We start from the raw sequence: 22,793 nt of genomic DNA, 5'->3' as shown, positions 1-22,793 counted from the left end.
GCGCCCATAGCGCCACCTCGGGCCCGGTGACGTCGCCCCATTGCACCAGCGTTCCGGCGGCCAGGTCGGGGATGACCAGCGACAAGGGGAGGCGCGCCGCACCGACATTCGCACGGACCGCATCGCGGACCATGAACAGCGATGACAAGCTCAGGACAGGCTGGACCGTCAGGCGTTTCTTTTTTCCCTTCTCGGTCAGTTCCCAGGCATCCATTTTTTCGGCGATTGCGCCTCCCCGCAGTACGACCGGAATAGGCGCCCCGCCCGCGGGCCGTGGAAGCCCGGGGTGCGCCACCATCACGACGCGGTCTCTCAGGAAGATCCGGCCCACCAGGCTTTCGTCGGGATCCGGATTCACCCGGATCACCAGGTCGTAGCCCTCTTCCACCATGTCCACGGAGCGGTCTTCCGTCGTGACCTCCAGGCGGATCTCGCGGTGTTTCATGGCGAACTGGGCCGCAAGCTTCCCCATCGCGGCTTGCGAGAAGAGCAGCGGCGCGCTCACCTTCAGCCTTCCTCGCGGCTCGTCCCCACCGGCGGAAATCGCCGCCGTTGCCTCGTCGAGCTCGGTGAGCAGCACGGAGGTCTTCTCGAACAGCGCCCGCCCTTCTTCGGTGAGTTTCAGCGCCCGCGCCCCCCGCTCGAAAAGCCGCAGGTTGAGGCCGCTTTCCAGGTCGGCCACCCGGCGAGAGAGGGTGGCCTTGGGGCGGCCCGATTCGCGGGAGGCCCGCCCGACGCCGCCATGCCGGGCGACAAGCGTGAAGTCAGCAAGAGCCAGTAGGTCCATGTGTTCCACCAGTGAGACAGATAGTCCAAATATAACGGCTATCGGACATTTGGCGAAACGATGAAGATCAAGGCTCTTTCAAACCAAACGGAGTAATTTTCATGACCATCCTTATCACCGGCGCCACCGGCAACATCGGCCGCCAAGTTGTCCAGCAACTCGTCAACCGGGGCGCAGACGTGCGGGCACTCGTGCGCGACCCCTCAAAAGCCAGCTTTCCGGCGGGTGTGGACGTCGTGCAGGGTGACCTGCTCGACGTGGACTCCCTGCGCCTGGCCTTCAAAGGCGTCTCCACCCTGTTCCTGCTCAATGCGGTGGTTCCCGATGAATTCACCCAGGCCCTGATTTCGCTCAACCTGGCACGCGAGGTGGGCATAGACCGCATCGTCTACCTGTCGGTGATCCACAGCGACAAGTACGTGAACGTTCCTCACTTCGCCGGCAAGTTCGGCGTCGAGCGCATGCTGGAGCAGATGGGCTTCGGCGCCACCATCTTGCGGCCGGCCTACTTTATGGACAACGAACGCACCATCAAAGACGTGGTAACGGGCTACGGCGTGTACCCCATGCCCATCGGAAGCAAGGGCCTGGCCATGATCGATGCACGTGACATCGGCGAGATCGCCGCCATCGAGCTGCTGCGCCGCGAACGCGCGTCCGGGCCACTGCCCCTGGAGCGGATCAATCTGGTCGGTCCGGACACGCTGACCGGAGACGCTGTCGCCGCGATCTGGTCCGGCGTCTTGAATCGCCCCATCACCTATGGCGGCGACGACACGGCCGGCTTCGAGAAGAACCTGCGCAACTTCATGCCCGCATGGATGGCGTATGACATGCGCCTGATGAGCGAGCGCTTCCTGACGGAGGGCATGGTTCCCGAAGCCGGCGACGTCGAGCGCCTGACCAGGCTGCTGGGCCGCCCGCTGCGCTCCTACCGCGACTTCGCCGCCGAAATTTCGGCACCGGCCTGAGCGCCGGCCTTCAAAACGTCAAAGCTTCAAACTTCAATCAAGGAAACCATCATGATCTATTCGACCGCCACCGTTGAAGTCAACCCACAGGGCGAGGTGCCCCTCACGCGCGCCCAGGTGTGGGCCGGCCTGGTCCTCAAGGCGCGCGATGCGCGGCTTTTCCTTCCGCCCGGCCTCTGCACCTACTGCGAGGTCGTGGAAGAGAGCAAGACCCACATCGTGCGCGAAGCCACCATCGCCGGCACGGACCTGCGTGAAATCATCACCTTCGAGCCGGAGAGCAAGGTGACCTTTTTCCAGGCCACCGGCCCGCGCGAAGGCGCGATTGTCAACGAACTGTTTGAAGATGAGTCGGGAAACCTCCAGCTTCGCTTCTATTGCTACGTCGGCCTTCGCGGCAAGGCGCCCGGCGGCCCCGAGGAGCAGGCCGAGCAGGCGTGGATGGACGGCGACAAGGGCTACAAGACCGCGCTGCTGTCAACGCTGAAACGCACGCGCGAATTGCTCGCGCAAGGCAAGCTGTCACTGCCAGGAGGTGTGCAATGAACTCCGTCAACACTGTGCAATCCGATCTTTCGCGCCAGAAAATCCTGGTGATCGGCGCCACAGGCGGCACGGGCCGGCTGATCGTGAAGCAAGCCCTTGCGCGGGGGTTTGCGGTCCGGGTGCTCGTGCGCTCGCCCACCAAGGCAAGCGGCCTGGAGGGCGCCGAGGTCTTCATCGGTGACGCCCGTGACGAAGCGGTGTTGCGCAAGGCGCTGGAGGGCCGGGATGCCGTGGTGAGCGCCCTGGGCACGCCGGTCAGCCCGTTTAAAGAGGTAACGCTTTTGTCGTCGGCAACGAAGGCGCTTGTGAAGGCCATGAAGGCCGCCGGGGTCTCGCGCCTGGTGTGCATCACCGGCATGGGGGCGGGCGACAGTGCCGGCCACGGAGGGTTTGTTTTTGACCAATTGATTCACCCGGCCCTTTTGCGCAAGGTGTATGTCGACAAGAATCGGCAAGAAGCGATCATCAGGGACAGCGGCCTGGACTGGGTGCTGGTGCGTCCTTCGGTGCTGAACGACAAACCGGCCGGTCGCGAGATCCGGGCGCTTACGGATCTCTCCGGTTTTCATGGCGGAACGATCGCCAGGCCCGACGTCGCGAGCTTTGTCCTGGACCAGGTGCACAGCAACACCTGGCTGAGCCGCTCACCGCTCATCACTTGGTAAACCGCATCAACTCTGAACAAGGAAACAACCATGAAATCCGCCGCAGCAACAGTCATCACGATGGTCGAAGCATCCAGGGAAAAGACCTTCCTGCACATCGTTCCCATTGACCTCACATCGATCTTTACCGGTTACGGCCCGCTCCCATCGGTAACGCAGACGCTGAATCAGACCGGCCCGTGGGATGCCGCAGGTCGGACCCGAAACGTGGTCTTCTCTGACGGGAGTTCCGCCCGGGAGACACTGACAAGCTACGACTACCCGAAGCGGTTTGCCTACCGCATCACGGAATTCACCGGGGTGCTGCGGCTTCTTGCCAGCGAGGCACGCGGTGAGTGGTGGTTCGAAAACGTGCCGGGCCGTTCCGCCACGTCGGTTCGCTGGCGCTACGAGTTCATCAGTCGATCAGCCATCCTGAAGCCTCTGGTCAGCCTTTTTACGCGGAGCTTGTGGCGGGGGTATATGGCTAAAGCGCTGCGTCTGTCCAAGGAACAGGTGGAAGGCACTCAAGCAGGGAACGCAGCTTAAGGCGTCCGGCCCGGCGCTTCTTCAGCATCCTGCTGGGGCAAAGCATCGCGCCCGGCAAAGATGCTGGTCACTTCCGCGAAGTTCTCGCTTCCCCAGCTGCACAGCGGGATGATCGCGTCAGCCAGGCTGCGGCCCAGCGGGGTCAGCATGTAGTCCACGCGCGGAGGCACCTCCTGGTAGTCGGTCCGCGCCAGCACCTGGTCGGCCTCCAGGTCCTTCAATTGCTGGATCAGCACCTTGTGGCTGACGCCCGGAATCAGGCGCTTGAGCTCGCCGTAGCGCTTGGCGCCGTCGCGCAGGAAAAACAGGACCAGCGGTTTCCACTTGCCCGAGATGATGCGGAGCGTGGTGTTGAGCCCGCAGCCGGGATCGCAGGTTTCAGAAGGTGTCGTCATTTTTTTGGTACTTACCTGAAAGTGCATACTTGTCCGCAGGTTAGCAGAACTGCATGTGTTCTTCAGCAAGCGAATCCCCGCTTGTTTACAACTTCAAACGAAGGACACATACATGAACAGACTGAATGGAAAGACCGCCGTGGTTACCGGCGGCGCCACCGGCATCGGCTTCGCCGCGGCAAAGCGCTTTATCGAGGAAGGCGCTTTTGTCTTCATCTTCGGCCGCCGGCAGGAAGCGCTGGACGCCGCCCTGGCCGAGCTCGGCCCCCATGCCCGCGCGGTGAAGGGCTCCGTCTCCGATATGGCCGACCTTGACCGGCTCTACGCGGCAGTGAAGGCCGAACGCGGAAGCCTCGACATCGTCTTCGCCAATGCCGGGACAGGAGGCCCGCTTCCGCTGGGCAAGCTCACCGCCGGGCACATTGACGAAACCTTTGACACCAATGTGAAGGGAACGATCTTCACGGTCCAGAAGGCGCTGCTGCTGATGGGCCAGGGCGGCTCGATCATCCTGACCGGGTCAAGCGCCGGCACCACGGGCGCCCCAGCATTCAGCGTCTACAGCGCGAGCAAGGCGGCAGTGCGCAACCTCGCGCGGACCTGGGCGGAGGACCTGAAGGGCACCGGCATCCGGGTCAACGTGCTGTCACCCGGACCGACGGCGACCGAACTCGCGAAGGCGGCGCTGGGCGCGGAAGGCATGAAGGTCTTCGCCGCGATGAACCCGCTGCAGCGCATGGCTGATCCGGCGGAGATCGGGGCAGCGGCGGCCTTTCTCGCATCGCCCGACAGCAGCTTCATGACCGCCAGCGAGCTTGCCGTCGACGGCGGCCTGGCGCAAATCTGATGCAGATCTGAAACAAAACCCCAAGGAAAGAATGTATGAGCTACGCAATTATTGGCTTCGGCAAACTCGGCCAGGCCCTTGCCAAGGCATTTGCCCGAAGCGGCATCGAAGTATCCGTTGCGACCACCCGCGACCCGGAAAGCTTTGCATCCGCCGCGGCCGCGATCGGACCCAAAGTCATTCCCACCACACTGGCGCAAGCCCTCAAGGCGGACACCCTCTTCCTGGCTGTCCGTTTCGAGTCGCACCGGGATGTCGCGAAGGCGCTGCCGAACTGGAAGGGCAAGACCCTCATCGATGTGACCAATGCCTACGGCGTGTCTCCTGAGGAACTGGGAGGACAGCCTTCCGCCAAGGTCGTCGCGCAGGCCTTTACCGGTGCAAGACTGGTCAAGGGCTTCAACCACCTGGTCGCCGGTGTCCTTGAGCAAGATCCGGCCGTACACGGTGGCAGGAGAGTCGTGTTCCTGGCGAGCGACGACGACGGCGCGGCAGCGGAGATTGGCGCGCTGGCGGAAAAACTCGGTTTCTCGCCGATCCAGCTTGGCGGGCTTTCGGAAGGCGGGCTGCTGGTGCATGCGCGCGGAAATAGCTGGGGTCAATTGATTTTTAAGGATTTGGTCAAATTCGACTGATGAATCAGCGGGATCGTCATCGTAAATTCCGATGCGATCCTGCAATCGGCCATCCAGGCATCGAATGATGAGCCAGTGCGGCGTCCGCTTTGGACCCAAGGCAGGCGCCGGTAAGATGACTGTTTTCGGCCAGAAGCAGACATCAGAACCCGCAGGGGGCATTTATAGTGCTTCGGCGCAGTACGTAGGCGGCAAGAGTGAACGCTGACGGCGCACTGCCGAAAGTGCAATCGGGTCGACGGCTGGAGGAGCCCTTCATAATTAAGGCCTTCCCCCTCTTGTTTGAGATGCCTACCTTCCGTCATGAATAAATTCTCGCTGCAACAGCAGGTGCTGCAACGGCTCGCCGAAGACCTGCTGCAAGCCGAAGATGCAGTGCGGGTGGCACACGAAACGGCGACCCACGCAGAAAATATCGCCAAAAACAGATACGACACATTGGGACTCGAAGCCGCCTACCTGGCCACCGGCCAAGTTCGGCGCGCCGAAGCCATCCGCCAGGCGATGGCCAAGTGGCGCCAATTCCGCCCGCGTCCTTACGACGCCAGCAAAGGGATACAGCTCGGCGCGCTGGTCTGCCTGGTCGATTCCGACGACAAGCAGCAACAGCTCTTTCTCGGCCCGGATGGGGGCAGCATGCAGTTGGGCAGCGGCACTCAGCTGGTTCAGGTCATCAGCATGGAAGCCCCTTTGGGCAGGGCCATGCTGGGCAAATGCGAGGGTGATGATGTGTCGATACAGGTCGCCGCAATCCGACAGCAGTTTGAGGTGCTGCGGGTTCATTGAGCCGTGAACGACTCCTCTGGGCCCTAAGCGGTCTTTGCCCATTCCTCCATGCAAACCTTCATTTCAGGCGGCGAATCCGCCACAGACAACCGAAGTCAGCTGCGCGGCCACCAGCCGGCAGATGTGAGCATTTCCGGGAGGTCGACAGGCCACACGATCTGATCAGTCGACTTGAGTTCGAGCGCACTCCACCATTTGTGGTCCTTTATCACCTCGACCTCCTCGGCGGTCCAGCGGTCTTGCAGGACTGCCTGGTGGTCTTCCACGGTGACAACAAAAAACCGTTCATCGGCCATGACCTCTTCGCCATCCGCCAACCGCAGGACGAACTCTCGTTGAGCAATGGGATCGCCTACGTCAGCGACAACGATGCCCGTTTCCTCTTCCAGCTCGCGCACCGCCGCCTCGGCGAAGGTTTCACCGGCCTCCAGCCCGCCACCAGGAGTCGCCCAGTAGTCTTGCCCTTCCAATGCTCCGGCCTTATGCACAAAGCGAAAGAGCAACAGGCTTCTCGCACGGTTGAGAACGAGCAATCGGGATGAGGGGCGTCGTCGCAAGGTGGGGTTCCGTTGAAAGAATGAAATATCGCTGTCGGCCGAAAATAGCCGCTGCCGTGCCCGGCACAAAGAGGCCATTGCGACCGTCGGGATGGGCCGCTAAGTTGGCAATTCCAACGCCTCCCATTGGCGTAGCAATTCGACCTGTCTGCGGAGTTGGCCGGTCGTCATGGTTTGGGAACCCCAAACCGGCACTCGTCCTGCGTACTCTCCCAGCAACCAGAATTGCCGCACCGCCATGAAGCGCGCGATGGCGGCAAGGTCGGCATCTGCGACCGGGCGTCTGTCCCGGTAAGCGGAGATGTAATTTTTCCACTGCATTTGCACCTTGCTGCTCGCCTCATCGCCAGGCACGCGCGGGTACAGGTTCCATGGGTAGACCGCAAGCTCATACGCCAGGTAGCCCGGGCCCGCCTCGTCGAAGTCAAAGAATATGGCCTGGCGTTGCCCTTGGGCGTCGGTCGTGATGAAGTTGTTTTGACCGTGTGCGTCGCCATGGCATAGCACGCGGCTCAGTTCACCCATGGCCAGGATTTCATCGTGCAGCCGCAAGCCCAGCTTCTCGAATTGCGGACGCAATTCGCCGGTCATGGATGGCGCGCGAAGCAATCCTTCCAGCGGCCTGAGGAGGAGGTAGTTCAGGTCAAGCACATAGGTGCTCTCCGGCCCCTGGTAGCTTTCGCCCCCTTGGTGCAAGGCGGCCAATCCGTGCGCAAAGGCCTGCACCTCAGCTGCGGCTTCACCTGTGAACTCTCCGTCCAGATATTCGAAGAGCATCAGCATCCGTGCGCCTTCCGGCAGCGGCACCTGTATGGCTATCTCGCCGGTCGCCGTTGTCACGCAGCGAGAGACCCGGCAGCCGACGTGGGCCCAGTGCTCCAGTGCCGCAGCTTCGAACAACGCATTGGGACCACCCCGCGGCCGATCTGCGGACAGACGTGCCACAACGCGCCGCCCGTCGGCAAAACCCAGTCGATAGACCTGATTGAAACTTCGCCGCAGAAACTCACTCTCGACGACCTCGCCAAGTCCATAGCGAGCCTGCACAAGGGCGGCGATGCTGCTTGCCGTTGGCGTCGATTGCGCGATTTCCAGTTGCATGCTTACCCCGCGGGAAAAAGGGCGCGATTATGGCACGGCGGCGCGCAGACTCGAACGTTTGCTTCTGGCCGAATGTCGTCATCCTGGCTCAGTCGCCAGGCTGCTGGTCGAGAGAAAAGCCAATTTTTCTTGCCTCGCGGAATTCAATTTCAAACAACCCCGCGACGATGAATGCGCAATCAATCGCTTTGTAGCCGTCGCTCCTCGCTTTTTGAAACACATCCTCAGCACTCGCGCCACTCGTGCGCATTGCAATGTATTTTTCGGGGGTTTTGCTCGGTACTTCGTTCATTTGAAATTGGCTCCAATGTCCGCCCTTGACCGATAGGGGGCCTAGTAGTTCAGTCGCTCAGTGGCGTCCTCCGACGTGTCACAACGAACAACACTATTGAGGTCGCGGTCACCAGCAGGGCTGCCATCATCCAAATGCTGCGGCGTTGCTCGATCTTCTCAGCGTAATCCTGGTACGTGAAAACTGGGCCCGAAGGGCTGTCTGCGGTAATGATTGCCCCTTGAAACAGGCCGACCCGAAGGAAAGGGCCAGCCTTCTCAATGACCGAAGCCTGCTCGCGCCCCACGTCGAGGACAGGGGCAAAGGGTACATAAAGCACAGGCCGCAGCTTCTTCATGAGGTCGTCGCGGTCGATGTCATTGTCGATACCGATGCCGAAACCGGCATCGAGATGGGTGCTGCCGTGGTTCACTCCTGTGCGGCTGACTATCGCCTCGAGCGGCCCCACGTATTTCACCGTTACGTCACGTGCGCTGAGTGCGCTCTCGAGAACAACTTTAGTTTCAGATCGCTGCATCCACATCAGCCCCGCGACAATTAGGAGCGCAATGCAGCAATGCACTCTGTATTCCTGGAGCCAGAGAAAAATCTTGGCCACTTTCATCCTCATTCCGCCTCCCAGTATCCGTTTATGGCCGATAGCAGCCCTTTAGCCATTCTTCAAGAGCTCATTCCCCTTCATAACAAGTCAATGTGACATGAAGACCGTAGCTCTTGGTGACAAACTGAACCACCTGCCACCTGTACCTGCATTTGGACTTTTGCCGACAACTCATATCGCCCCGAAGTGAACTCGCTCGGTTCGTTCTCGTACTCCAGCGCATCGACCGCTAGAACCAGTTCTCTTTCAGATGGGATAGCTAACGTCACACCAGGCAGAGCAAAGATATTTTTTGTGTATCCGATACAAACATCGTCGTTTTCATCATTGGTGAGCAGGCATGCCGTCACGTGGATAGGGCCGTGTAGCACAACGGCACTCTCAAATTTCACCTGATAGAGGAACGGCAGTGACGATCCGACCGATGTATACGGGAAGTCTTCCAAAAGCAAGATCGACAGTTCCATGGTTCGATTGTTAACCAAACTGAATGTAGGCATCAAGACCATTCGACCGTCACTTGGCGGGAGTGGACCTATAGAGTGAAAGAAAGTATTCCCGCGCCAGCCTTCTCTCGCGCTTCTACGCTTCGTTTTTCCCGTAAGGACACATTGGTTGAATGTCCGCTATGGATTCAAAGCAGATCTCACGCAATCCGCGCATCACGTCGTCTGCGCCTGGGAAGTTACTCAGCCGTCTCGCCCGAATCCTTGATCACCTTTCCCCAGCGCGCCATTTCGGCCTGGACATACGCCTTGTGGCCGGATGCGCTGAGCCTGGCGTCGGTCACAAGGCGCAGGCCCAGTGCCTCCTGGCGCTTGATCAGGTCCGAGTCCTTGAGGGCTTCACGCAGCGCGGCATTCAGTTTGGCGAGAACCTCCGGCGGCGTGCCGCGCGGCGCGTACACGCCATGCCAGACCGTGACGTTGAAGTCCGCGAGGCCGGCCTCGGCCAATGTCGGCGTTTGCGCAAGCAAGGGCAGGTTCAGGCGCTCCTTGCTGCTGACGCCATACACCTTCACTTTTTTGCCTTCGATTTGCGGCACGGCGTTGGTCGCCTGTTCGCACATCAGGTCTACCTGCCCACCTATCAGGTCTGTCATGGCCGGGCCGGTTCCCTTGTAGGGGACTGCCACCATTTTGGACTTGAGCGCACTTTGCAGCATCAAGCCGCAAAGGTGCGAAGCCGACCCGACACCGGCGTTGGCCAGGTTCACACGGCCGTCGGACTCCGCGATCCACTTGCGCAGTTCGGCAAGGTTGTTGGCCGCGAGCGTTGTCCGGCCGATCAGCACGGAGGGCGCTTCGTTGATCAGGCCCAGGTACTCGAAGTCTTTCAGGGTGTCATAGGGCAACTTTTTATAAAGGGCGGGCGCGGTTGCCAGGCCGATGTGGTGCACCAGCAGCGTATAGCCGTCGGCCTTGGCGCGCGCCACGCGCGCAGCGCCAATGGTCCCGCCGGCGCCGGCCGTGTTGTCAACGATGACGGTCTGGCCCAGCGGCTTGCGCAGCGCTTCGGCGAGGTCACGGGCGATTTTGTCGCTCGGCCCGCCGGCGGCGAAGGGCACCACCAGTGTCACCGGCTTGTCGGGGTACTGCGCCCAGGCCGCCGGCACTGCCGACAGGCTGAGCAACACCGAAACCAGAATCCCAAGAACCCGTTTGAACATTCGCTGATTGTTTTTCATGCTTTGTCTCCTTTGTCTTTGTCGTTGCCGACAGAATCAGGCTCAGGCAGAGAGGGCTTGCATCTGGGCGTAAAGGTCCGCCTTGCCCTCAAAACCGATACCCGGCAGTTCAGGCAAGGTTACATGGCCGTCGATCACCTTGACGCCATCGGGGAAACCGCCGTAGGGCTGGAACAGGTCGGGATAGCTTTCATTTCCGCCCAGGCCGAGGCCGGCTGCGATGTTGAGGGACATCTGGTGCCCGCCGTGAGGAATGCAGCGTGAAGGCGACCATCCGAACTGCTTGAGCACTTCCAGTGTGCGCAGGTATTCCACCAGGCCATAGGACAGCGCGCAGTCGAACTGCAGCCAGTCGCGGTCGGGGCGCATGCCGCCATACCGCAGGAGGTTGCGGGCGTCCTGGTGCGAGAACAGGTTCTCGCCGGTGGCCATGGGGCCGGGATAAAACTCTGAAATCGCCGCCTGCAAGGCGTAGTCGAGCGGGTCGCCGATCTCTTCGTACCAGAACAGCGGAAACTCGCGGAGCATCTTTGCGTAGGCGATGCCGGTTTCCAGGTCGAAGCGGCCGTTCGCATCGACCGCAAGCCGGGCCTCTGAGCCGATCTCTTTCAAGACCGCCTCGATGCGCGCCCGGTCTTCATCGATGGAAGCGCCGCCTATCTTCATCTTGACCACGTTGTAGCCGCGATCCAGGTAGCTGCGCATCTCCGCGCAGAGCGCCTCGTTGCCTTTGCCCGGGTAGTAATAACCACCGGCGGCGTAGACAAAGACGCGCGGGTTGGCCTCGCGGCCGTGGCGCTTGGCCAGCATGCGGAACAGGGGTTTACCCTCAATCTTGGCGACCGCATCCCATACCGCCATATCAATGGTGCCCACGGCAACAGAACGTTCGCCGTGGCCGCCAGGTTTCTCGTTGCTCATGGCCGCTGCCCAGACCTTGGCGGGGTCAATGTTCGTGCCTTGGGCGTCGATCAGGCTTTCGGGCGCAGCCTCAAGAATACGGTCGAGGAAGCGCTCGCGGATCAGCCCGCCCTGCCCGTAACGGCCGTTGGAGTTGAACCCGTAGCCCACGACCGGCTTGCCGTCCCGGATGACGTCGGTGATGACGGCCACCAGGCTCAAGGTCATCTTGCTGAAGTCGATGTAGGCGTTGCGGATGGGTGAACTGATGGGGAGGGTCTTCTCCCGGATTTCAACGATTTTCATGGCTGTCTTTATGACAAGTTGTGAGGAGGATCGTTATGATCGCGAAGGCCGCCGCATTTGACCAATGCTGTTTTTCTTCTCTTCAATGCTTTCAAAGCACTGGGCATGAATTTCTCCTGGCTCGAAGACTTTTCCGCGCTGGCGACAACGGGCAACTTCTCCCGCGCGGCCGAAGAGCGCCACATGACGCAGCCGGCTTTCGGGCGCCGGGTGCGCGCCCTGGAAGAATGGATAGGCACGGAGCTTTTTGACAGAAGCTCACAGCCGGTCCGGCTGACCGAAGCCGGCCAGTGGTTCCAGGGCATTGCCCATGATTTGCAGGCCCAGGTGGCCCGCATACCGGGCGAGGCCAGGATCATTGCCGAAGCAGGTTCACATTCCCTGCGGTTTGCCGCAACGCACGCGCTGTCGTTCACCTTCATGCCAGCCTGGCTGCGGCGTTTTGAAGCGCACACCATGGCCGGAACCATGCACCTGGAGTCCGACGTTCTGGCGCGCTGCGAGGCGCTGATGGAACAAAGCAAGGTGCAGTTTGTGGTGTGCCATGCCCACCCCGGCGCGCCGGGGCGCCTTGACTCCGGCGATTTTCTCTCAATCCAGATTGGCGCCGACAGCCTCGTGCCGGTGACCGCGGTTGATGCCTCGGGCCAGCCCCTTCACACACTGCAAGCGGGCAAGACGCCGGTATCCCTTCTGGGCTACAGCGCTGAATCCGGACTGGGCCGCATTCTGCGCGAAACAAGGTTTGAGGCCATGGAGAACGTCTCCACGCAAACGGTGTTCACCGCGCACCTGGCCTCGGTGTTGAGAACCATGGTCCTCGAAGGCCGGGGCGTGGCATGGCTGCCGCAAACCCTGATTCATGACGACCTGGCAAGCGGCCGTGTGGTCGAGGCGGGTGTGCCTGCCCTACGCGTTCCGCTGGAGATCAGGCTCTTCCGGTCCCGCAATTCGATGGGGCGCGCCGCGGAGGCGCTTTGGGATGCTGTGACCAGGGCGGGTGAGGTTAGTTGATAACGCTCCTTTGATGTCCGCTTATGGCCGGAGCCGGTCACCTTGCCGGTGGCTGCGGGCCCAAAGCAGCCTGACCGATGCGACGCCGGCGCATGAAGACAAACGCGGAGGCCAGCAAAGGACCCGACAGCGTGAGCATGGCGACGGGCACCGTTCCCACTGGCGTCAATGAGCCCCTGGAACGCGGAGGCTGGAGCTTCCCCCACATTTGAATGTCGGTGAGTTGAATCTGCATGTATTGCCTGTACAGGAAAAACACCGCACCGCTGACGAGAACAGAAAACACAAAAAGGAGTACGACCGCTCGCAGGTACTGCTTGTAGCCGGTCGATGCAAACCAGGCTGCCGTCAAAGGAATGGCGATGAACAGGCTGCCTGCGGCAAAGAGTTCAAACCGGAAGCGGTAAATCCAGCCGGCAGGCTCTGCAATCCCGTAGAAAGTATTGCGCCCGGGATTCAGCAGCTGGCTCAGAATCGCAAAGCTGATTTCCGCGTCGAAGAAGATGAGAGTTCCGCCGGCCAGACAGGAAGCCGCAACGATTGCCAGGACAAGCGCGATGGGTGGTTCTGGCGTCCCTTCCGGGCGTGCAGTTTCGAGCATGGGACTTCTCTGGTTTAACGGCGATTCATTTTTTGTCGCAAGTCATCTGGGGAACTCCTGTGGCTCAGCCGTTCCTGCCAATGCCGATCGAGCGACTGCGCGCCCTTTGCAACAATATCAAGGACCAAAAAATCGAGTCTGCTGTAGTCAGCCTTCATTGATGATCTATTGCGAACGACCGCTTCCGGCGCCTGGAAAATCATTGCGGTGGTCCGCGACGCATGGTCGCTATGTGTCCCGCAAATGATGTCTCCAGGTCCCATTGCGGCAAGCTGGTCATATCACCGTACGCATTGCAACGGGCTCGGAACGTTGCCGCTCCATCTGCCGCCAGGGCGCGTCTCTGGTTTGTTTTAAACGTGAGATTCCGGTTGTACAGATCGCGTTTGTATTGAGCCCCCAGAACAGGATTCTCCAGAATTTTGGTCCGATGCCGCTCGACTTCCTCTAAAAGATCCAGCTGACTGGTGCGCCAGAGCTGGTAATGCTTTTCATTGTCGTCGCTGGTCTCTGGAAACTCTTCCGAACAGATGTCAGCGATTTCCCGGACGGCTTCGATGACGCCAAAAATGACGCCCAGGTCACGGTAATACTCACCGGTGGAGCGGGGTCCCTGTTGAGCGGACAGATTGCCGTGCATTGCCAGCGCGGACAGGGCCATGCAGGCGAGTGCGATCATTTTTTTCATGGTCCTCCTCCGATATTTGTATCTATCTTCATTTCCGACCTGGGTTTCGTGAGGCGAGAGGAGTCTCAAGACTACCCATGGCTCCCTCCTAACGTCCACTTCCGGTAAATAGTTTCCATGTTGGCCATGGTCGAGCATGGATCAAAGAAGGAATTGGCACGCATGAGCAGGCACCAAAATAAGCCGCTGACGGCCATCCACTGTGTCAACGCGGCTTGGGGAACACGTAGTGTGTCCGTAAAGCGATATCCAGAACATTTTTCGCCGTGGACTGTGATTCAGATTTTGACATATTGAATCGGCTTTCGTAGTAGGTTGCCAGTGCCTTCTCCGCGATCTTGTACCTAACCCGAATCTCTGAATGAGTCGCTCGATTCGTCTTCCCGCCTTCAGCCCATGTCGACAAGCCTGCGTCTACTTGCTCGCGCGAGTTATAGGGGGCGCCCATGGCCCACGGCCTCAGCGCCGCATTTGCCCAGGCCTGGTCGACGGTGACTCTTATGCGCGCTGTCGGCTGCAATGTCCCTTCATTCGCACCTGGGCCTATCGACCGATCGAGAAGCGCGGCAAATCGCTGAACCGGCTGCGGCAGTAGTAAAGTGGCTTGATTCACGCTGGGGCGAAATTGAGCTTTGCACGCTTCTTGAAGTTGTCCTGCTATCGGTAGATAGACCACCCAGTCGGGAGAAAATACATAAGGTTCTCCGACATACACCAGCCACAACTTGTTGGCGTCCTTGCTTTCAAAGACAAGTGGAGCCCGCCAAGCTCCATCGATCAAGGTTGTCAGCCCTCCACTTCCTTTCCGGTTTCTGGTTGAAAAGTATTCGGCAGTGGTCAGCGTTGTCGGGACGAGTCGTACAGCGTATGCATCACCACGCCATCCATGCGGTATCTCCTCAATGACAAGGCGATTGCTTTGAGTGGTCGCTGTTTGCCAATAGATGCTCCGCGGAGCATATTCGGGAAGTGGAACTTTGGTGAAGACCTTTAGGTTCGCTTCAAGGGCGTCACCACCAGATAGATCCAGACCCTGAGGTCCTAAGACCAAGGTGTCACTCAAGTTTTCGGGAAGAGCCCGTGGCTCCCAGAGATTGAATGCTGTTGACTTATATGCGGATTGCGCAAGCGTGAGAACTATCGCGCACTCTGGGCGACCTTTGCCGTTCACCAACTTTGGCCAATCCATCCCGGCAGCGTTGGATGTGATGAATGTGACCAGCAGCAGTACACCCGCTGCGGTTTGTTTTTTTCTCATGAGCCCCCCGTGTCACTGTGTTCGATGTCCGCTTTCTGACCATTGCCGCCATCCTAGCCCAACCGCAGTACTCCACAGCGATCATTTGGCCGCCGTCCCACGCACGCGCTCCATCGCTTCCGCAGACGCCGTGAAGCCAAGCTTGGAGAAAAACTCATGCGCTCCTTCGCGCCCCGCGCGAAGCACCCACGTCACGTGGGGCTCGTCACCGACGATGCGCTCAACCAGTTGGGTACCGATGCCTTGGCCCCGGCAAGACTCCTGAACCACGACCATGGAAAGATACCCATTGGACAAGCCGTCCGTGATGGCCCGGGCGAATCCGACGACTTGGCTCCCGTCCACTGCGACGATGACTCTCTGGGATGCGGCGATCAGTTCCTGTAGATAGCCCACTGAAGGAATTCGATGCTGCCAACCATTGGCAATCAAAAGTCGATATACGTCTGCGCTATCGGCCGGCTGGAAGGGTCTGGTTTTCATGAATGAGTACTGTCCTTCGTTCCAGCTTAGGTGGGACGAATCTTCGCTCGCTTCCTACGGGCGATCAAGTGTTTTTCTCCTTCTTCGGGGAAGCAGCCCCAGGCACGATGACCTTTGTTGCATGTTGTATGGCCCCCAAGGAATAAACCATGAAAAACACCGGTTTGATCTTTTCCGCCCTTATCGGCGCTGTTGCCAGTGCACGTTCGATGACGCCCATGGCCGGTATCGCTGCGGCACGGCTGCTGGACCGCCGCACGCCTGGGCGGCTTGTGCTGCTCGACCGGCCCTTGTTCAGGGGCGGCGCCCTGGCCATGGGTGTTGGCGAGTTGTTCGGCGACAAGATGAAGACCGCGCCTGACCGCACTGTTTTTTTGGGACTGCTGGCGCGGGTGATGAGCGCGGGAATCGCGGGCGCTGCATTGGCGCCCCGCGGCCGCGAGCAGGCCGGTGCTTTAACGGCGGTTGCAACGGCCGTGCCTCTGGCCTACCTGACGCTGGCAGGCCGCAAGCAAGCCATGGCGCGCATGGGCCAGACCCGCAGCGGTTTGATGGAGGACGCGCTGATCGTCGCCGCCGGTGCGGCGATTGTGGCGCTGGCGGTCAGGCGGTGAAACGGTTTGTGATCCCATCGGCCGCCTTCAGGGGAGAGTGCCGCGCCCAATCGTTGGTTACGGCCTGCTGCCCGGCCCATCAAGAAATCGCAGGGCTGTTGAAGTAAATGGAACCGTGGAATCGTAAACGGGCACGTGGTCGCCGCCGGGAATCACCCACAACGCGGCATCCGGTATGGAACGGTAGAGGCTTAGAGGAATTTCAACGGGGAAAAAAGCGTCGCGATCACCGTGCACGATGAGCGTGCGCGCTGTGATGGTCGATAAACTTTGTGCGGTGAAATTCATATCATCGTAGTTCTCGTGCAGCGCGTTGAACTGTGCAATGAGTTGGCGAATCTGCTTATCACCGCGTTTTGCGCACTCCCGGTACATCTCCCGCACCTGTTGGGGCATGGTGCCAAATGAAGCCCTGCGCATGATGGCTCGCGCCTGGTCGGGGAAATGGGTCGTTGCACTGATCAAGACCATCGAGTCGATGCACTTTGGCTGGCTCGTTGCCATGTGCAGCAGCGTCATTCCGCCGGAACTCATTCCCATCGCCGAGAACCGGGAAATCCCCAATTTTTCAAGCAAGAGAAATACGTCATTGGCCGCTTCCCTGTGTGTGAACGTGTTGTCGGGATTGGTGGAACGGCCATGGCCACGCAGGTCCACGGCGATCAGCCGATGGTGTTCCGAGAGCTTCTCGACGAAGGGATGCCAGTTCTGTGTACAGCCGCCAAACCCATGCAAGAGCAGCAGGGGTTTTCCGGCTCCGTACTCCTCGTAGTACATCTCGATATTGTTGATTTGAACGGTATGTCCGCGAGTGGCCGTCTGTTTGGGCGCGTACGTCGTTGCCATGGATGTGCTTCTCACATGTGTTTCGAGGTGAGCCTCGAGGCGCCGTTGCCTATTTTTATGGATGAGGCGCCGGCTGGTTGATGATCGGTCCCGGGTGTCCGCATCTCACTTCGTCGAATCCGCGCTCGCCTTCCCGGGTCCGACCTGCCACAGCACACCGAACGAAATCAGTCCCCCAAGCACCGGAAACAGAAGCGGCAGGAGACCGAACACGGCCCAACTGCGCCCCATCGATGCAGCGGCGCGGCCCAGCTGAAGGTGAAAGACGATGAAGAGCACAAGCAACACAGCCAATCCATAGAGCGCGTACTCTTTGCCTACGGACTCAGGGAACAGGAAAACGCAAGCCAGCATCAGCACGAAAGTCCAACGTGCCCAGTGGAGGCTGTGGTCCGCGGTGGCGCCCGGAACCGGTGCGGCGGCGGGATCGGGTGCAGCAGCCGAGGAGACCGCTTGGTCGGGGCCGGTTCCACCCGTCAACTTCTCACGCCGTTCCTTCATGTGACTGTGGATAAACACCGTCCCGATGAACGCCAGCAACAAGCCCCACGTAATTCCGCCTACACCTCCGATTGCGGTCGCCAGGACCCCAAAGAGGACGATGAAAACAAGGATACGTGCGAGCATGTTCATAAAGAGTCCCCCTCGGTGAATAGAGTGATCATGAAGCCGCACCGGCGTGTGAGGCTTCTGCCGGATTCTGGCCGGCCGCGGTCATCGTAACTGCAGCTGCACCAAGCTCGGGCGCACATACACGGGCGCGCGGCGCAAGCCCGCCTCGCACGACATCAGCGGACGAGCCGAACATAACCCGGTGTCATGCGCGATGTCGCCCGGGCCCCGCCCAAGGCAAGATTCAGTATTCTGGCCGACGTGGAGAACGTGGGATATGGCTCGGAAGTCCAGTAGAAGAACTGTGTGGGTGTATTGGGGAACCACGCCGGGTCAAGCATTGGCGGCGTTGCCCTGCCGAAACTCACGAGATCATGCAGTTCGGCCATTGATGGCAGGCGCCAGTCGGAATGCCCGCATAGCTTTGCCGCATTCACCGCCTTGACGTAAGCAAGGGCGTTGCTTGTCGCCGCTATCTGATCCGGCGAGGGATGCGACGGCGCATTGGAGACCATCACCTGCGCCTTGTCCGGATTGTCGAAGTTGGTGTACCTGTTGGCCTTGTCCCTGAAGCTGCCGTCCGCAGGCTTGCCTTCCCAGGTCAACCCTGTGACGGCGTCGAGAACGCATTCGGTGCGGGCATAGGCTTGCCCATCCGGACCGGTGACCGTTTTGAAACTCACGCCTCTGTCGTCCGGCGACTTTTCGCTGGTGGCCGGCGAGGCGTCAGAGCGAACCATCCGTACGGGATTGCTTGCGCCTCTCAGGGATGGCAAGGTCGTCGCCGAGCCCAGATCGACAATCCAGGCGGTCATCTGGGGCGCGGCGGCCTGCGGTGTCGATGTCCAGAAGGCTATGCCCGGTTTTTCGGACAGGGGATTCACCTCGGGCACTTGCCCTGCATCGCCCGCCCCCGCGATGCTGAAGAGTTCCTTGGCGCCGGGAAGGCGCCAAGCTGAGGGATTGGCGGTCACGGCCGTTGCCGCATCAAACGTGAACTTGCTGGCGGGGCCCGCGCACGCCGATCCGTTCCAGCCCTGGCCCTCGGCGCACCTTTTCCAGACCAGGTTCGTTTGCCGGTCCAGCACCTGGTGTCCGTCCGCGGAAACTTCGAAGCGACTTTGGGCGATGCCCACCAGCGGCAAGGTGAGCGCCATTGCGAACAAATACGGCGATAGGGTCATGGCTAGCCTCCTGAGCGTTTTTTTTGATAGTTAAATAATTCCAGCCAGGCCGATGATTCCCACAAGCATCAGCAGCCGGCCACAAGGATTTTTGAGGTGCATGCGTCCGCTTCTGGCCGACAAGCCACATCTTATCCAGGACATCCAGCGGCTCATACCTGAAAAGTTCCGAGCCGCCCGTACCAACGCATCAGAGGACCACAATCACCCCTCATTTGCCGGATCGCCAGGAATAAAAAGGTATGCATTCCACCGCTGTAGCCCCCGGCCAATGACTACCAAAGGCAGCTCGTTCAAGCGCGCCTACACTGGCAGGACCAGGGTGGCACCTACGGGCAGACAACACTTTCACACCCCGGCTGCCGTTAAACCCATGGACCACGGCGCGCTGGCAAGGGCCGCGCGCCGCACGCCTGAAACCTCGCAAAGAATGTCCCCAGGAAGACTTTCCCGCGCGAAGGCCGGGGCGGATGTCCGTAAGCTGAATAAGTAGAACCCCCACCCCCGCCCTCTTCTGCCCACCCGGCACACAAGGGAAAATCGTTGATAGTGTGGTTGTCCACGCCTCTACCGCCCCTACCGTCTCTACCCGCCCACGGAAAATTTTTCTCTCCATGACGCCCACCCCGCTAGCCGCTTCCGGAAGCGCCCTTCGATGAGCCCCCGCGAGGCCTGGGTCAACGTGCAGCTGGCCCACACTTTCATGCGCCATGCGCAACCGACGCTGCACGCGGCCGTGCTGGTGATCATGGTGGTGGTGGTGACGCTGTACCCGCATGTGGAGCCCTGGGGCCTCTGGGTGTGGACCCTGGCCGCGGGCTCGATAACGATGCTGCGTTACATCATCCTGCATGCCTACCGCCAACGGCTGGCGGAGGCCGACGGCGTGGCGCTGCGGGAGTTCATGTCGCTGCATGGATGGGCCTGGCCCCTGAGCGCGATGGTCTGGGGTTCGCTGATGTTTGTGGTCTACCACCGGGCGCCTGTCGAGGAGCAGTTCGTCTGCATGTTGATCCTGTCGGCCATCGCGGCGACCGCGGTGTCTTCGTCGCCGCCGTGCTTGCGGACTTTCTCGGCCTACTGCAACGGCCTGGGCGTCTCGGTGCTGGCGGCCCTGGTCTGGCGCATGGACGTGCAGGGCGGCGTGCCGTCGGTGCTGGACACCGGCGCCGAGATGATGGTGGTGCTGGTTTTCCTGTGGGTGGCGCATGTGACAGGCCGGCGCATGTACCAGGCCCTGCGCATCAGCCTGGAGCTGCAGTTCGACCGCCAGCAGCTGATCAAGGCGCTGGAGGATCGGAAACGGGGGGTGGCGGACGCGGAGACGGTGAGGACGCGTTTTATCGCGAGCGCCGCGCATGAGCTGCGCCTGCCGGTGCATGCGCTGGGCCTGTATGCCGACTGGCTGACGAGGGAGCCGGAGTTCGCGGTGCAGATCGCGCGCAAGATCGGCGATTCGACGCACAAGATCGACGAGCTGTTCGAGTCGCTGTTCAGCCTGGCGGGGCTGGATCCGGCCTCGCTGAACGTGCACCCGCAGCCGGTGGACATGGCCGCCTTGATCCACACGCTGGCCGAAGAGCACATGCCGCTGGCGCGCGAAAAAGGCCTGCGCCTGCGCACCCGGACCGCCGCGGGCCGGGCACTGTCGGACCCGGTGCTGCTGACAAGGCTGGTGGGCAGCCTGCTGTCGAATGCCTTGCGCAACACGCACGGCGGCGGCGTGCTGCTGGCGGCGCGGCAGCGCCAGGGCCGCTGGCGCATAGAGCTGTGGGACACGGGCACGGGCATCGCGCATGAGCGACAGCAGACTTTTGTGCAGGGCATTCCGCAGCAAGGCACGGCCGAGGGCTTCGGCCTGGAGCTGGCGGCCATCTACCGGTTGAGCCAGGCGCTGGGGCATCCTGTGGGGATGGCTGCGCGCCAGGGCGGGGGGAGTGTTTTTTGGGTTGAGTTGGCAAGATATGAAGGCAACCCGCCGGGGAGCGGCCGGACGTAGCCTGGTCTTGCTCCCCGCGGCGCGCCCTCTGCTGAGGGTTGCTGGCCGGGGTTGCCGGCAGCAACTCACTTTCTTTTGCTTCGCCAAAAGAAAGTAAGCAAAGAAAAGGCGACCCGCAGTCTGGGTCCCTACGCTTCGCTACGGGCAACCTGCGGTGCTCGACTACGGCGGGGTCTCGCGCAAACTCGCCTGCGGCTCAAACAAGCGCGATCCCTGATCCGCCTACGTCTGCGCTCCTCGGCCCAGCCAGGACGGGGCAATCGGGAACGGGGACAAAAGACAAAGAAGATAAATACAAACAAGGACTCGCCACGGCGAGTCCTTGTTTCTTAGGTATTGGTATTCAATTCCCCAACCCTTGTGGATGCGCCGAGGAGCGCAGGGCCAGACGGATCAGGGATCGCGTTGTTTGAGCCGAAGGCGAGTTTAGCGAGACCCCGGCTGGACCGAGCACCGCAGGTTGCCCGTAGCGAAGCGAAGGGACGCAGCAACCAGGGTCGCCTTTTCTTTTGCTTACTTTTCTTTTGGCGAAGCAAAAGAAAAGTGAGTAGCCGCCGGGCTACCCCCGGCCAGCAACCCTCAGCAGAGAAAACAGAAACCCGCCCGTCGGTCTACGCCTACAGAAAGCACCGCCGCCAAGCTCTGGCGCCGGGCGCGAGCCCCAGGGAAGATTCCCTCATCATGCCCAGCACCGCGGCGCCCGCTCCCGCCGACCCCTCCTTATCCGCATCCACCACCACATCGCCGTGGCCGCGCGTCCGCCGCTGGGTATTCCCCGCGCTGGGGATTGTGGTGCTGGGCCTGCTGGTGTCGCATGCGCACAAGGTGGACTGGGCCGGCGCCTGGCAGGCGCTGTGGCGTTATTCGCCGTGGCTGCTTCTGGGCGTACTGGGCCTGGCGACAGCCAGCCATGCGCTGTACGGCTGCTTCGACCTGATAGGCCGGCGCCACACGCGCCACACACTGCCGCGCCTGCAGACCTGGGCCATCGCGGTGACGAGTTATGCCTTCAACCTGAACCTGGGCTCGCTGGTGGGCGGCGTGGCGCTGCGGGCGCGGCTGTACACGCGGGCCGGCCTCGATGAAACGACCATCGCGCAGATCGTGGGCCTGAGCCTGGCGACCAACTGGCTGGGCTACGGACTGGTGGCGGGCAGCCTGTTTGCGAGCGGCGTCATCGCCCTGCCCAGCCAGGCGCACATAGGCGCAACGGCGCTGCGAACGCTGGGCGTGGCGATGGTGTTGCTGGCCATCGCCTACGTGGCAACCTGCGCCTTCGCGCGCGGGCGCGAGTGGCGTGTGCGGAGACGGCGGCTGACGCTGCCCTCCCCCGGGCTGGCATTGGTGCAGCTGCTGCTGTCGGCCGCCAACTGGGCGTTAATGGGCGCGGCCATGTTCTGGCTGCTGGGTGGCCAGGTGGAGTACGGCAAGGTGCTGGGTGTGCTGATGGCGGCCTCCATCGTGGGGGTGATCATGCCGATTCCGGGTGGGTTGGGGGTGCTGGAGGCGGTGTATCTGGCTTTGCTGTCCGGCAGTGTTCGGCAAGGGACGTTGATGGGGGCGGTATTGGCGTACCGGGCGCTGTACTACTTCTTGCCTCTGGCTGGGGGGATGGTTTTGTATTTGTTGTTGGAGAAATATGCCGCAGCACATGCGGTATCGGATCCTGCACCTGCCGCCTGATGAAGCCGGGTCTTGCTCCGGCGGAGCGCCCTTCTCTTGATCTTGTTGGCCGGGGTTGCCGGCAGCAAGTAACTTTCTTTTGCTTCGCCAAAAGAAAGTCACCAAAGAAAAGGCGACCCGCAGTCTGGGTCCCTACGCTTCGCTTCGGGCAACCTGCGGTGCTCGAGCCAAGCGGGGTCTGGCTAAACTCGCCTTCGGCTCAAACAA

Annotated in this window: 27 protein-coding genes; 11 read left to right on the top strand and 16 right to left on the bottom strand. The window is 61.0% G+C overall.

The annotated features are described in order from the left end of the window. On the bottom strand, window positions 1-787 hold a 787-nt coding region (locus AC1D1F_RS23650; protein ID WP_477675989.1), incomplete at its 3' end, for a LysR family transcriptional regulator. Between the two features lie 101 nt (window positions 788-888). On the opposite strand from AC1D1F_RS23650, the gene AC1D1F_RS23645 reads away from it, so the two are divergent. From AC1D1F_RS23645 to AC1D1F_RS23630, 4 genes are read left to right on the top strand one after another with little or no spacing between them, the layout of a single operon-like run. Then, complete coding sequence (locus AC1D1F_RS23645; protein WP_477675990.1) at window positions 889-1,758, top strand: NmrA/HSCARG family protein; 870 nt, start codon at window positions 889-891, stop codon at window positions 1,756-1,758. Window positions 1,759-1,809: 51 nt separating this feature from the next. Continuing rightward, window positions 1,810-2,304 carry an SRPBCC family protein gene (locus AC1D1F_RS23640; protein WP_477675991.1) on the top strand — a complete coding sequence of 165 codons (495 nt, stop codon included), beginning with the start codon at window positions 1,810-1,812 and terminating at the stop codon, window positions 2,302-2,304. Continuing rightward, window positions 2,301-2,969, top strand: a complete 669-nt coding sequence (locus AC1D1F_RS23635; RefSeq protein WP_477675992.1) for an NAD(P)-dependent oxidoreductase — start codon at window positions 2,301-2,303, stop codon at window positions 2,967-2,969. The genes AC1D1F_RS23640 and AC1D1F_RS23635 overlap by 4 nt, the downstream gene beginning before the upstream one ends. 30 nt (window positions 2,970-2,999) lie before the next feature. Beyond that, on the top strand, window positions 3,000-3,497 hold the full coding sequence (locus tag AC1D1F_RS23630) for an SRPBCC family protein (protein ID WP_477675993.1): 498 nt from the start codon (window positions 3,000-3,002) through the stop codon (window positions 3,495-3,497). Here AC1D1F_RS23630 and AC1D1F_RS23625 read toward each other — a convergent pair. Further along, window positions 3,494-3,892 (bottom strand): winged helix-turn-helix transcriptional regulator, encoded by a 399-nt coding sequence (locus AC1D1F_RS23625; protein WP_477675994.1) that lies wholly within the window; start codon window positions 3,890-3,892, stop codon window positions 3,494-3,496. The genes AC1D1F_RS23630 and AC1D1F_RS23625 overlap by 4 nt on opposite strands. Before the next feature lie 112 nt (window positions 3,893-4,004). Between AC1D1F_RS23625 and AC1D1F_RS23620 the strand changes: the two genes are divergently transcribed. The 3 genes from AC1D1F_RS23620 (at window position 4,005) to AC1D1F_RS23610 (ending at window position 6,160) form a co-directional block, all read left to right on the top strand. Further along, entirely contained in the window at window positions 4,005-4,739 is a 735-nt protein-coding gene (locus AC1D1F_RS23620; RefSeq protein ID WP_477697267.1) for an SDR family NAD(P)-dependent oxidoreductase, read from the top strand. Between the two features lie 35 nt (window positions 4,740-4,774). Further along, window positions 4,775-5,374, top strand: a complete 600-nt coding sequence (locus tag AC1D1F_RS23615; RefSeq protein WP_477697268.1) for an NADPH-dependent F420 reductase — start codon at window positions 4,775-4,777, stop codon at window positions 5,372-5,374. A 303-nt stretch (window positions 5,375-5,677) separates the two neighbouring features. Further along, window positions 5,678-6,160, top strand: a complete 483-nt coding sequence (locus tag AC1D1F_RS23610) for a GreA/GreB family elongation factor (protein ID WP_477675997.1) — start codon at window positions 5,678-5,680, stop codon at window positions 6,158-6,160. A gap of 95 nt (window positions 6,161-6,255) precedes the next feature. Here the strand turns inward: AC1D1F_RS23610 and AC1D1F_RS23605 are convergent, their stop codons facing one another. From AC1D1F_RS23605 to AC1D1F_RS23575, 7 genes are all read right to left on the bottom strand, one after another. Further along, entirely contained in the window at window positions 6,256-6,717 is a 462-nt protein-coding gene (locus tag AC1D1F_RS23605; RefSeq protein WP_477697269.1) for an NUDIX hydrolase, read from the bottom strand. 99 nt (window positions 6,718-6,816) lie between these two features. Then, complete coding sequence (locus AC1D1F_RS23600; RefSeq protein ID WP_477675999.1) at window positions 6,817-7,818, bottom strand: phosphotransferase enzyme family protein; 1,002 nt, start codon at window positions 7,816-7,818, stop codon at window positions 6,817-6,819. An 88-nt stretch (window positions 7,819-7,906) separates the two neighbouring features. Continuing rightward, a complete protein-coding gene (locus tag AC1D1F_RS23595) occupies window positions 7,907-8,110 on the bottom strand; it encodes a hypothetical protein (RefSeq protein WP_477676000.1) in 204 nt (67 codons plus the stop codon). A gap of 49 nt (window positions 8,111-8,159) precedes the next feature. After that, window positions 8,160-8,714, bottom strand: coding sequence for a hypothetical protein (locus tag AC1D1F_RS23590; protein ID WP_477676001.1), 555 nt, complete (start codon window positions 8,712-8,714; stop codon window positions 8,160-8,162). A gap of 74 nt (window positions 8,715-8,788) precedes the next feature. After that, window positions 8,789-9,178, bottom strand: coding sequence for a hypothetical protein (locus tag AC1D1F_RS23585; RefSeq protein WP_477700859.1), 390 nt, complete (start codon window positions 9,176-9,178; stop codon window positions 8,789-8,791). 218 nt (window positions 9,179-9,396) lie between these two features. Further along, window positions 9,397-10,380: a tripartite tricarboxylate transporter substrate-binding protein gene (locus AC1D1F_RS23580; protein ID WP_477676013.1), complete on the bottom strand. Its 984-nt coding sequence runs from the start codon at window positions 10,378-10,380 to the stop codon at window positions 9,397-9,399. Window positions 10,381-10,440: 60 nt separating this feature from the next. After that, window positions 10,441-11,604 (bottom strand): mandelate racemase/muconate lactonizing enzyme family protein, encoded by a 1,164-nt coding sequence (locus AC1D1F_RS23575; protein WP_477676003.1) that lies wholly within the window; start codon window positions 11,602-11,604, stop codon window positions 10,441-10,443. A gap of 105 nt (window positions 11,605-11,709) precedes the next feature. Between AC1D1F_RS23575 and AC1D1F_RS23570 the strand changes: the two genes are divergently transcribed. After that, window positions 11,710-12,618: a LysR substrate-binding domain-containing protein gene (locus tag AC1D1F_RS23570; RefSeq protein ID WP_477676004.1), complete on the top strand. Its 909-nt coding sequence runs from the start codon at window positions 11,710-11,712 to the stop codon at window positions 12,616-12,618. 37 nt (window positions 12,619-12,655) lie between these two features. Here AC1D1F_RS23570 and AC1D1F_RS23565 read toward each other — a convergent pair whose 3' ends face one another. The 4 genes from AC1D1F_RS23565 to AC1D1F_RS23550 form a co-directional block, all read right to left on the bottom strand. After that, complete coding sequence (locus AC1D1F_RS23565; RefSeq protein WP_477676005.1) at window positions 12,656-13,219, bottom strand: hypothetical protein; 564 nt, start codon at window positions 13,217-13,219, stop codon at window positions 12,656-12,658. Between the two features lie 199 nt (window positions 13,220-13,418). Next, window positions 13,419-13,907: a hypothetical protein gene (locus tag AC1D1F_RS23560; RefSeq protein ID WP_477676006.1), complete on the bottom strand. Its 489-nt coding sequence runs from the start codon at window positions 13,905-13,907 to the stop codon at window positions 13,419-13,421. A gap of 205 nt (window positions 13,908-14,112) precedes the next feature. Continuing rightward, the gene (locus AC1D1F_RS23555) at window positions 14,113-15,165 is read right to left on the bottom strand and encodes a hypothetical protein (protein ID WP_477676007.1); all 1,053 of its coding nucleotides are present in this window, start codon (window positions 15,163-15,165) and stop codon (window positions 14,113-14,115) included. Between the two features lie 81 nt (window positions 15,166-15,246). Beyond that, window positions 15,247-15,648: a GNAT family N-acetyltransferase gene (locus AC1D1F_RS23550; RefSeq protein WP_477676008.1), complete on the bottom strand. Its 402-nt coding sequence runs from the start codon at window positions 15,646-15,648 to the stop codon at window positions 15,247-15,249. A gap of 149 nt (window positions 15,649-15,797) precedes the next feature. On the opposite strand from AC1D1F_RS23550, the gene AC1D1F_RS23545 reads away from it, so the two are divergent. Next, window positions 15,798-16,262 carry a hypothetical protein gene (locus tag AC1D1F_RS23545; protein ID WP_477676009.1) on the top strand — a complete coding sequence of 155 codons (465 nt, stop codon included), beginning with the start codon at window positions 15,798-15,800 and terminating at the stop codon, window positions 16,260-16,262. 57 nt (window positions 16,263-16,319) lie between these two features. Here the strand turns inward: AC1D1F_RS23545 and AC1D1F_RS23540 are convergent, their stop codons facing one another. From AC1D1F_RS23540 to AC1D1F_RS23530, 3 genes are all read right to left on the bottom strand, one after another. Then, window positions 16,320-17,108 carry an alpha/beta fold hydrolase gene (locus tag AC1D1F_RS23540; protein WP_477676010.1) on the bottom strand — a complete coding sequence of 263 codons (789 nt, stop codon included), beginning with the start codon at window positions 17,106-17,108 and terminating at the stop codon, window positions 16,320-16,322. A gap of 105 nt (window positions 17,109-17,213) precedes the next feature. Continuing rightward, complete coding sequence (locus AC1D1F_RS23535) at window positions 17,214-17,741, bottom strand: hypothetical protein (RefSeq protein WP_477676011.1); 528 nt, start codon at window positions 17,739-17,741, stop codon at window positions 17,214-17,216. Window positions 17,742-17,896: 155 nt separating this feature from the next. After that, window positions 17,897-18,904 carry an Lcl C-terminal domain-containing protein gene (locus AC1D1F_RS23530; protein ID WP_477676012.1) on the bottom strand — a complete coding sequence of 336 codons (1,008 nt, stop codon included), beginning with the start codon at window positions 18,902-18,904 and terminating at the stop codon, window positions 17,897-17,899. 655 nt (window positions 18,905-19,559) lie between these two features. Between AC1D1F_RS23530 and AC1D1F_RS23525 the strand changes: the two genes are divergently transcribed. Further along, entirely contained in the window at window positions 19,560-20,903 is a 1,344-nt protein-coding gene (locus AC1D1F_RS23525; RefSeq protein WP_477697575.1) for a sensor histidine kinase, read from the top strand. Window positions 20,904-21,584: 681 nt separating this feature from the next. After that, complete coding sequence (locus AC1D1F_RS23520) at window positions 21,585-22,586, top strand: lysylphosphatidylglycerol synthase domain-containing protein (protein ID WP_477697617.1); 1,002 nt, start codon at window positions 21,585-21,587, stop codon at window positions 22,584-22,586. Window positions 22,587-22,793 lie beyond the last annotated feature (207 nt).

The sequence above is a fragment of the Polaromonas sp. P1_H6 genome, from assembly GCF_056405195.1.
Note: the sequence above shows the minus strand (reverse complement) of the source record. Positions and strands in the feature narration are given on the sequence as shown.

Excerpts from the sequence above, each read along its gene's own strand:
- AC1D1F_RS23645 (WP_477675990.1), top strand. The coding sequence starts at position 889 with ATGACCATCCTTATCACCGGCGCCACCGGCAACATCGGCCGCCAAGTT.
- AC1D1F_RS23640 (WP_477675991.1), top strand. The coding sequence starts at position 1,810 with ATGATCTATTCGACCGCCACCGTTGAAGTCAACCCACAGGGCGAGGTG.
- AC1D1F_RS23635 (WP_477675992.1), top strand. The coding sequence starts at position 2,301 with ATGAACTCCGTCAACACTGTGCAATCCGATCTTTCGCGCCAGAAAATC.
- AC1D1F_RS23630 (WP_477675993.1), top strand. The coding sequence starts at position 3,000 with ATGAAATCCGCCGCAGCAACAGTCATCACGATGGTCGAAGCATCCAGG.
- AC1D1F_RS23625 (WP_477675994.1), bottom strand. The coding sequence starts at position 3,892 with ATGACGACACCTTCTGAAACCTGCGATCCCGGCTGCGGGCTCAACACC.
- AC1D1F_RS23620 (WP_477697267.1), top strand. The coding sequence starts at position 4,005 with ATGAACAGACTGAATGGAAAGACCGCCGTGGTTACCGGCGGCGCCACC.
- AC1D1F_RS23615 (WP_477697268.1), top strand. The coding sequence starts at position 4,775 with ATGAGCTACGCAATTATTGGCTTCGGCAAACTCGGCCAGGCCCTTGCC.
- AC1D1F_RS23610 (WP_477675997.1), top strand. The coding sequence starts at position 5,678 with ATGAATAAATTCTCGCTGCAACAGCAGGTGCTGCAACGGCTCGCCGAA.
- AC1D1F_RS23600 (WP_477675999.1), bottom strand. The coding sequence starts at position 7,818 with ATGCAACTGGAAATCGCGCAATCGACGCCAACGGCAAGCAGCATCGCC.
- AC1D1F_RS23595 (WP_477676000.1), bottom strand. The coding sequence starts at position 8,110 with ATGAACGAAGTACCGAGCAAAACCCCCGAAAAATACATTGCAATGCGC.
- AC1D1F_RS23590 (WP_477676001.1), bottom strand. The coding sequence starts at position 8,714 with ATGAAAGTGGCCAAGATTTTTCTCTGGCTCCAGGAATACAGAGTGCAT.
- AC1D1F_RS23585 (WP_477700859.1), bottom strand. The coding sequence starts at position 9,178 with ATGGAACTGTCGATCTTGCTTTTGGAAGACTTCCCGTATACATCGGTC.
- AC1D1F_RS23580 (WP_477676013.1), bottom strand. The coding sequence starts at position 10,380 with ATGTTCAAACGGGTTCTTGGGATTCTGGTTTCGGTGTTGCTCAGCCTG.
- AC1D1F_RS23575 (WP_477676003.1), bottom strand. The coding sequence starts at position 11,604 with ATGAAAATCGTTGAAATCCGGGAGAAGACCCTCCCCATCAGTTCACCC.
- AC1D1F_RS23570 (WP_477676004.1), top strand. The coding sequence starts at position 11,710 with ATGAATTTCTCCTGGCTCGAAGACTTTTCCGCGCTGGCGACAACGGGC.
- AC1D1F_RS23565 (WP_477676005.1), bottom strand. The coding sequence starts at position 13,219 with ATGCTCGAAACTGCACGCCCGGAAGGGACGCCAGAACCACCCATCGCG.
- AC1D1F_RS23560 (WP_477676006.1), bottom strand. The coding sequence starts at position 13,907 with ATGAAAAAAATGATCGCACTCGCCTGCATGGCCCTGTCCGCGCTGGCA.
- AC1D1F_RS23555 (WP_477676007.1), bottom strand. The coding sequence starts at position 15,165 with ATGAGAAAAAAACAAACCGCAGCGGGTGTACTGCTGCTGGTCACATTC.
- AC1D1F_RS23550 (WP_477676008.1), bottom strand. The coding sequence starts at position 15,648 with ATGAAAACCAGACCCTTCCAGCCGGCCGATAGCGCAGACGTATATCGA.
- AC1D1F_RS23545 (WP_477676009.1), top strand. The coding sequence starts at position 15,798 with ATGAAAAACACCGGTTTGATCTTTTCCGCCCTTATCGGCGCTGTTGCC.
- AC1D1F_RS23540 (WP_477676010.1), bottom strand. The coding sequence starts at position 17,108 with ATGGCAACGACGTACGCGCCCAAACAGACGGCCACTCGCGGACATACC.
- AC1D1F_RS23535 (WP_477676011.1), bottom strand. The coding sequence starts at position 17,741 with ATGAACATGCTCGCACGTATCCTTGTTTTCATCGTCCTCTTTGGGGTC.
- AC1D1F_RS23530 (WP_477676012.1), bottom strand. The coding sequence starts at position 18,904 with ATGACCCTATCGCCGTATTTGTTCGCAATGGCGCTCACCTTGCCGCTG.
- AC1D1F_RS23525 (WP_477697575.1), top strand. The coding sequence starts at position 19,560 with ATGAGCCCCCGCGAGGCCTGGGTCAACGTGCAGCTGGCCCACACTTTC.
- AC1D1F_RS23520 (WP_477697617.1), top strand. The coding sequence starts at position 21,585 with ATGCCCAGCACCGCGGCGCCCGCTCCCGCCGACCCCTCCTTATCCGCA.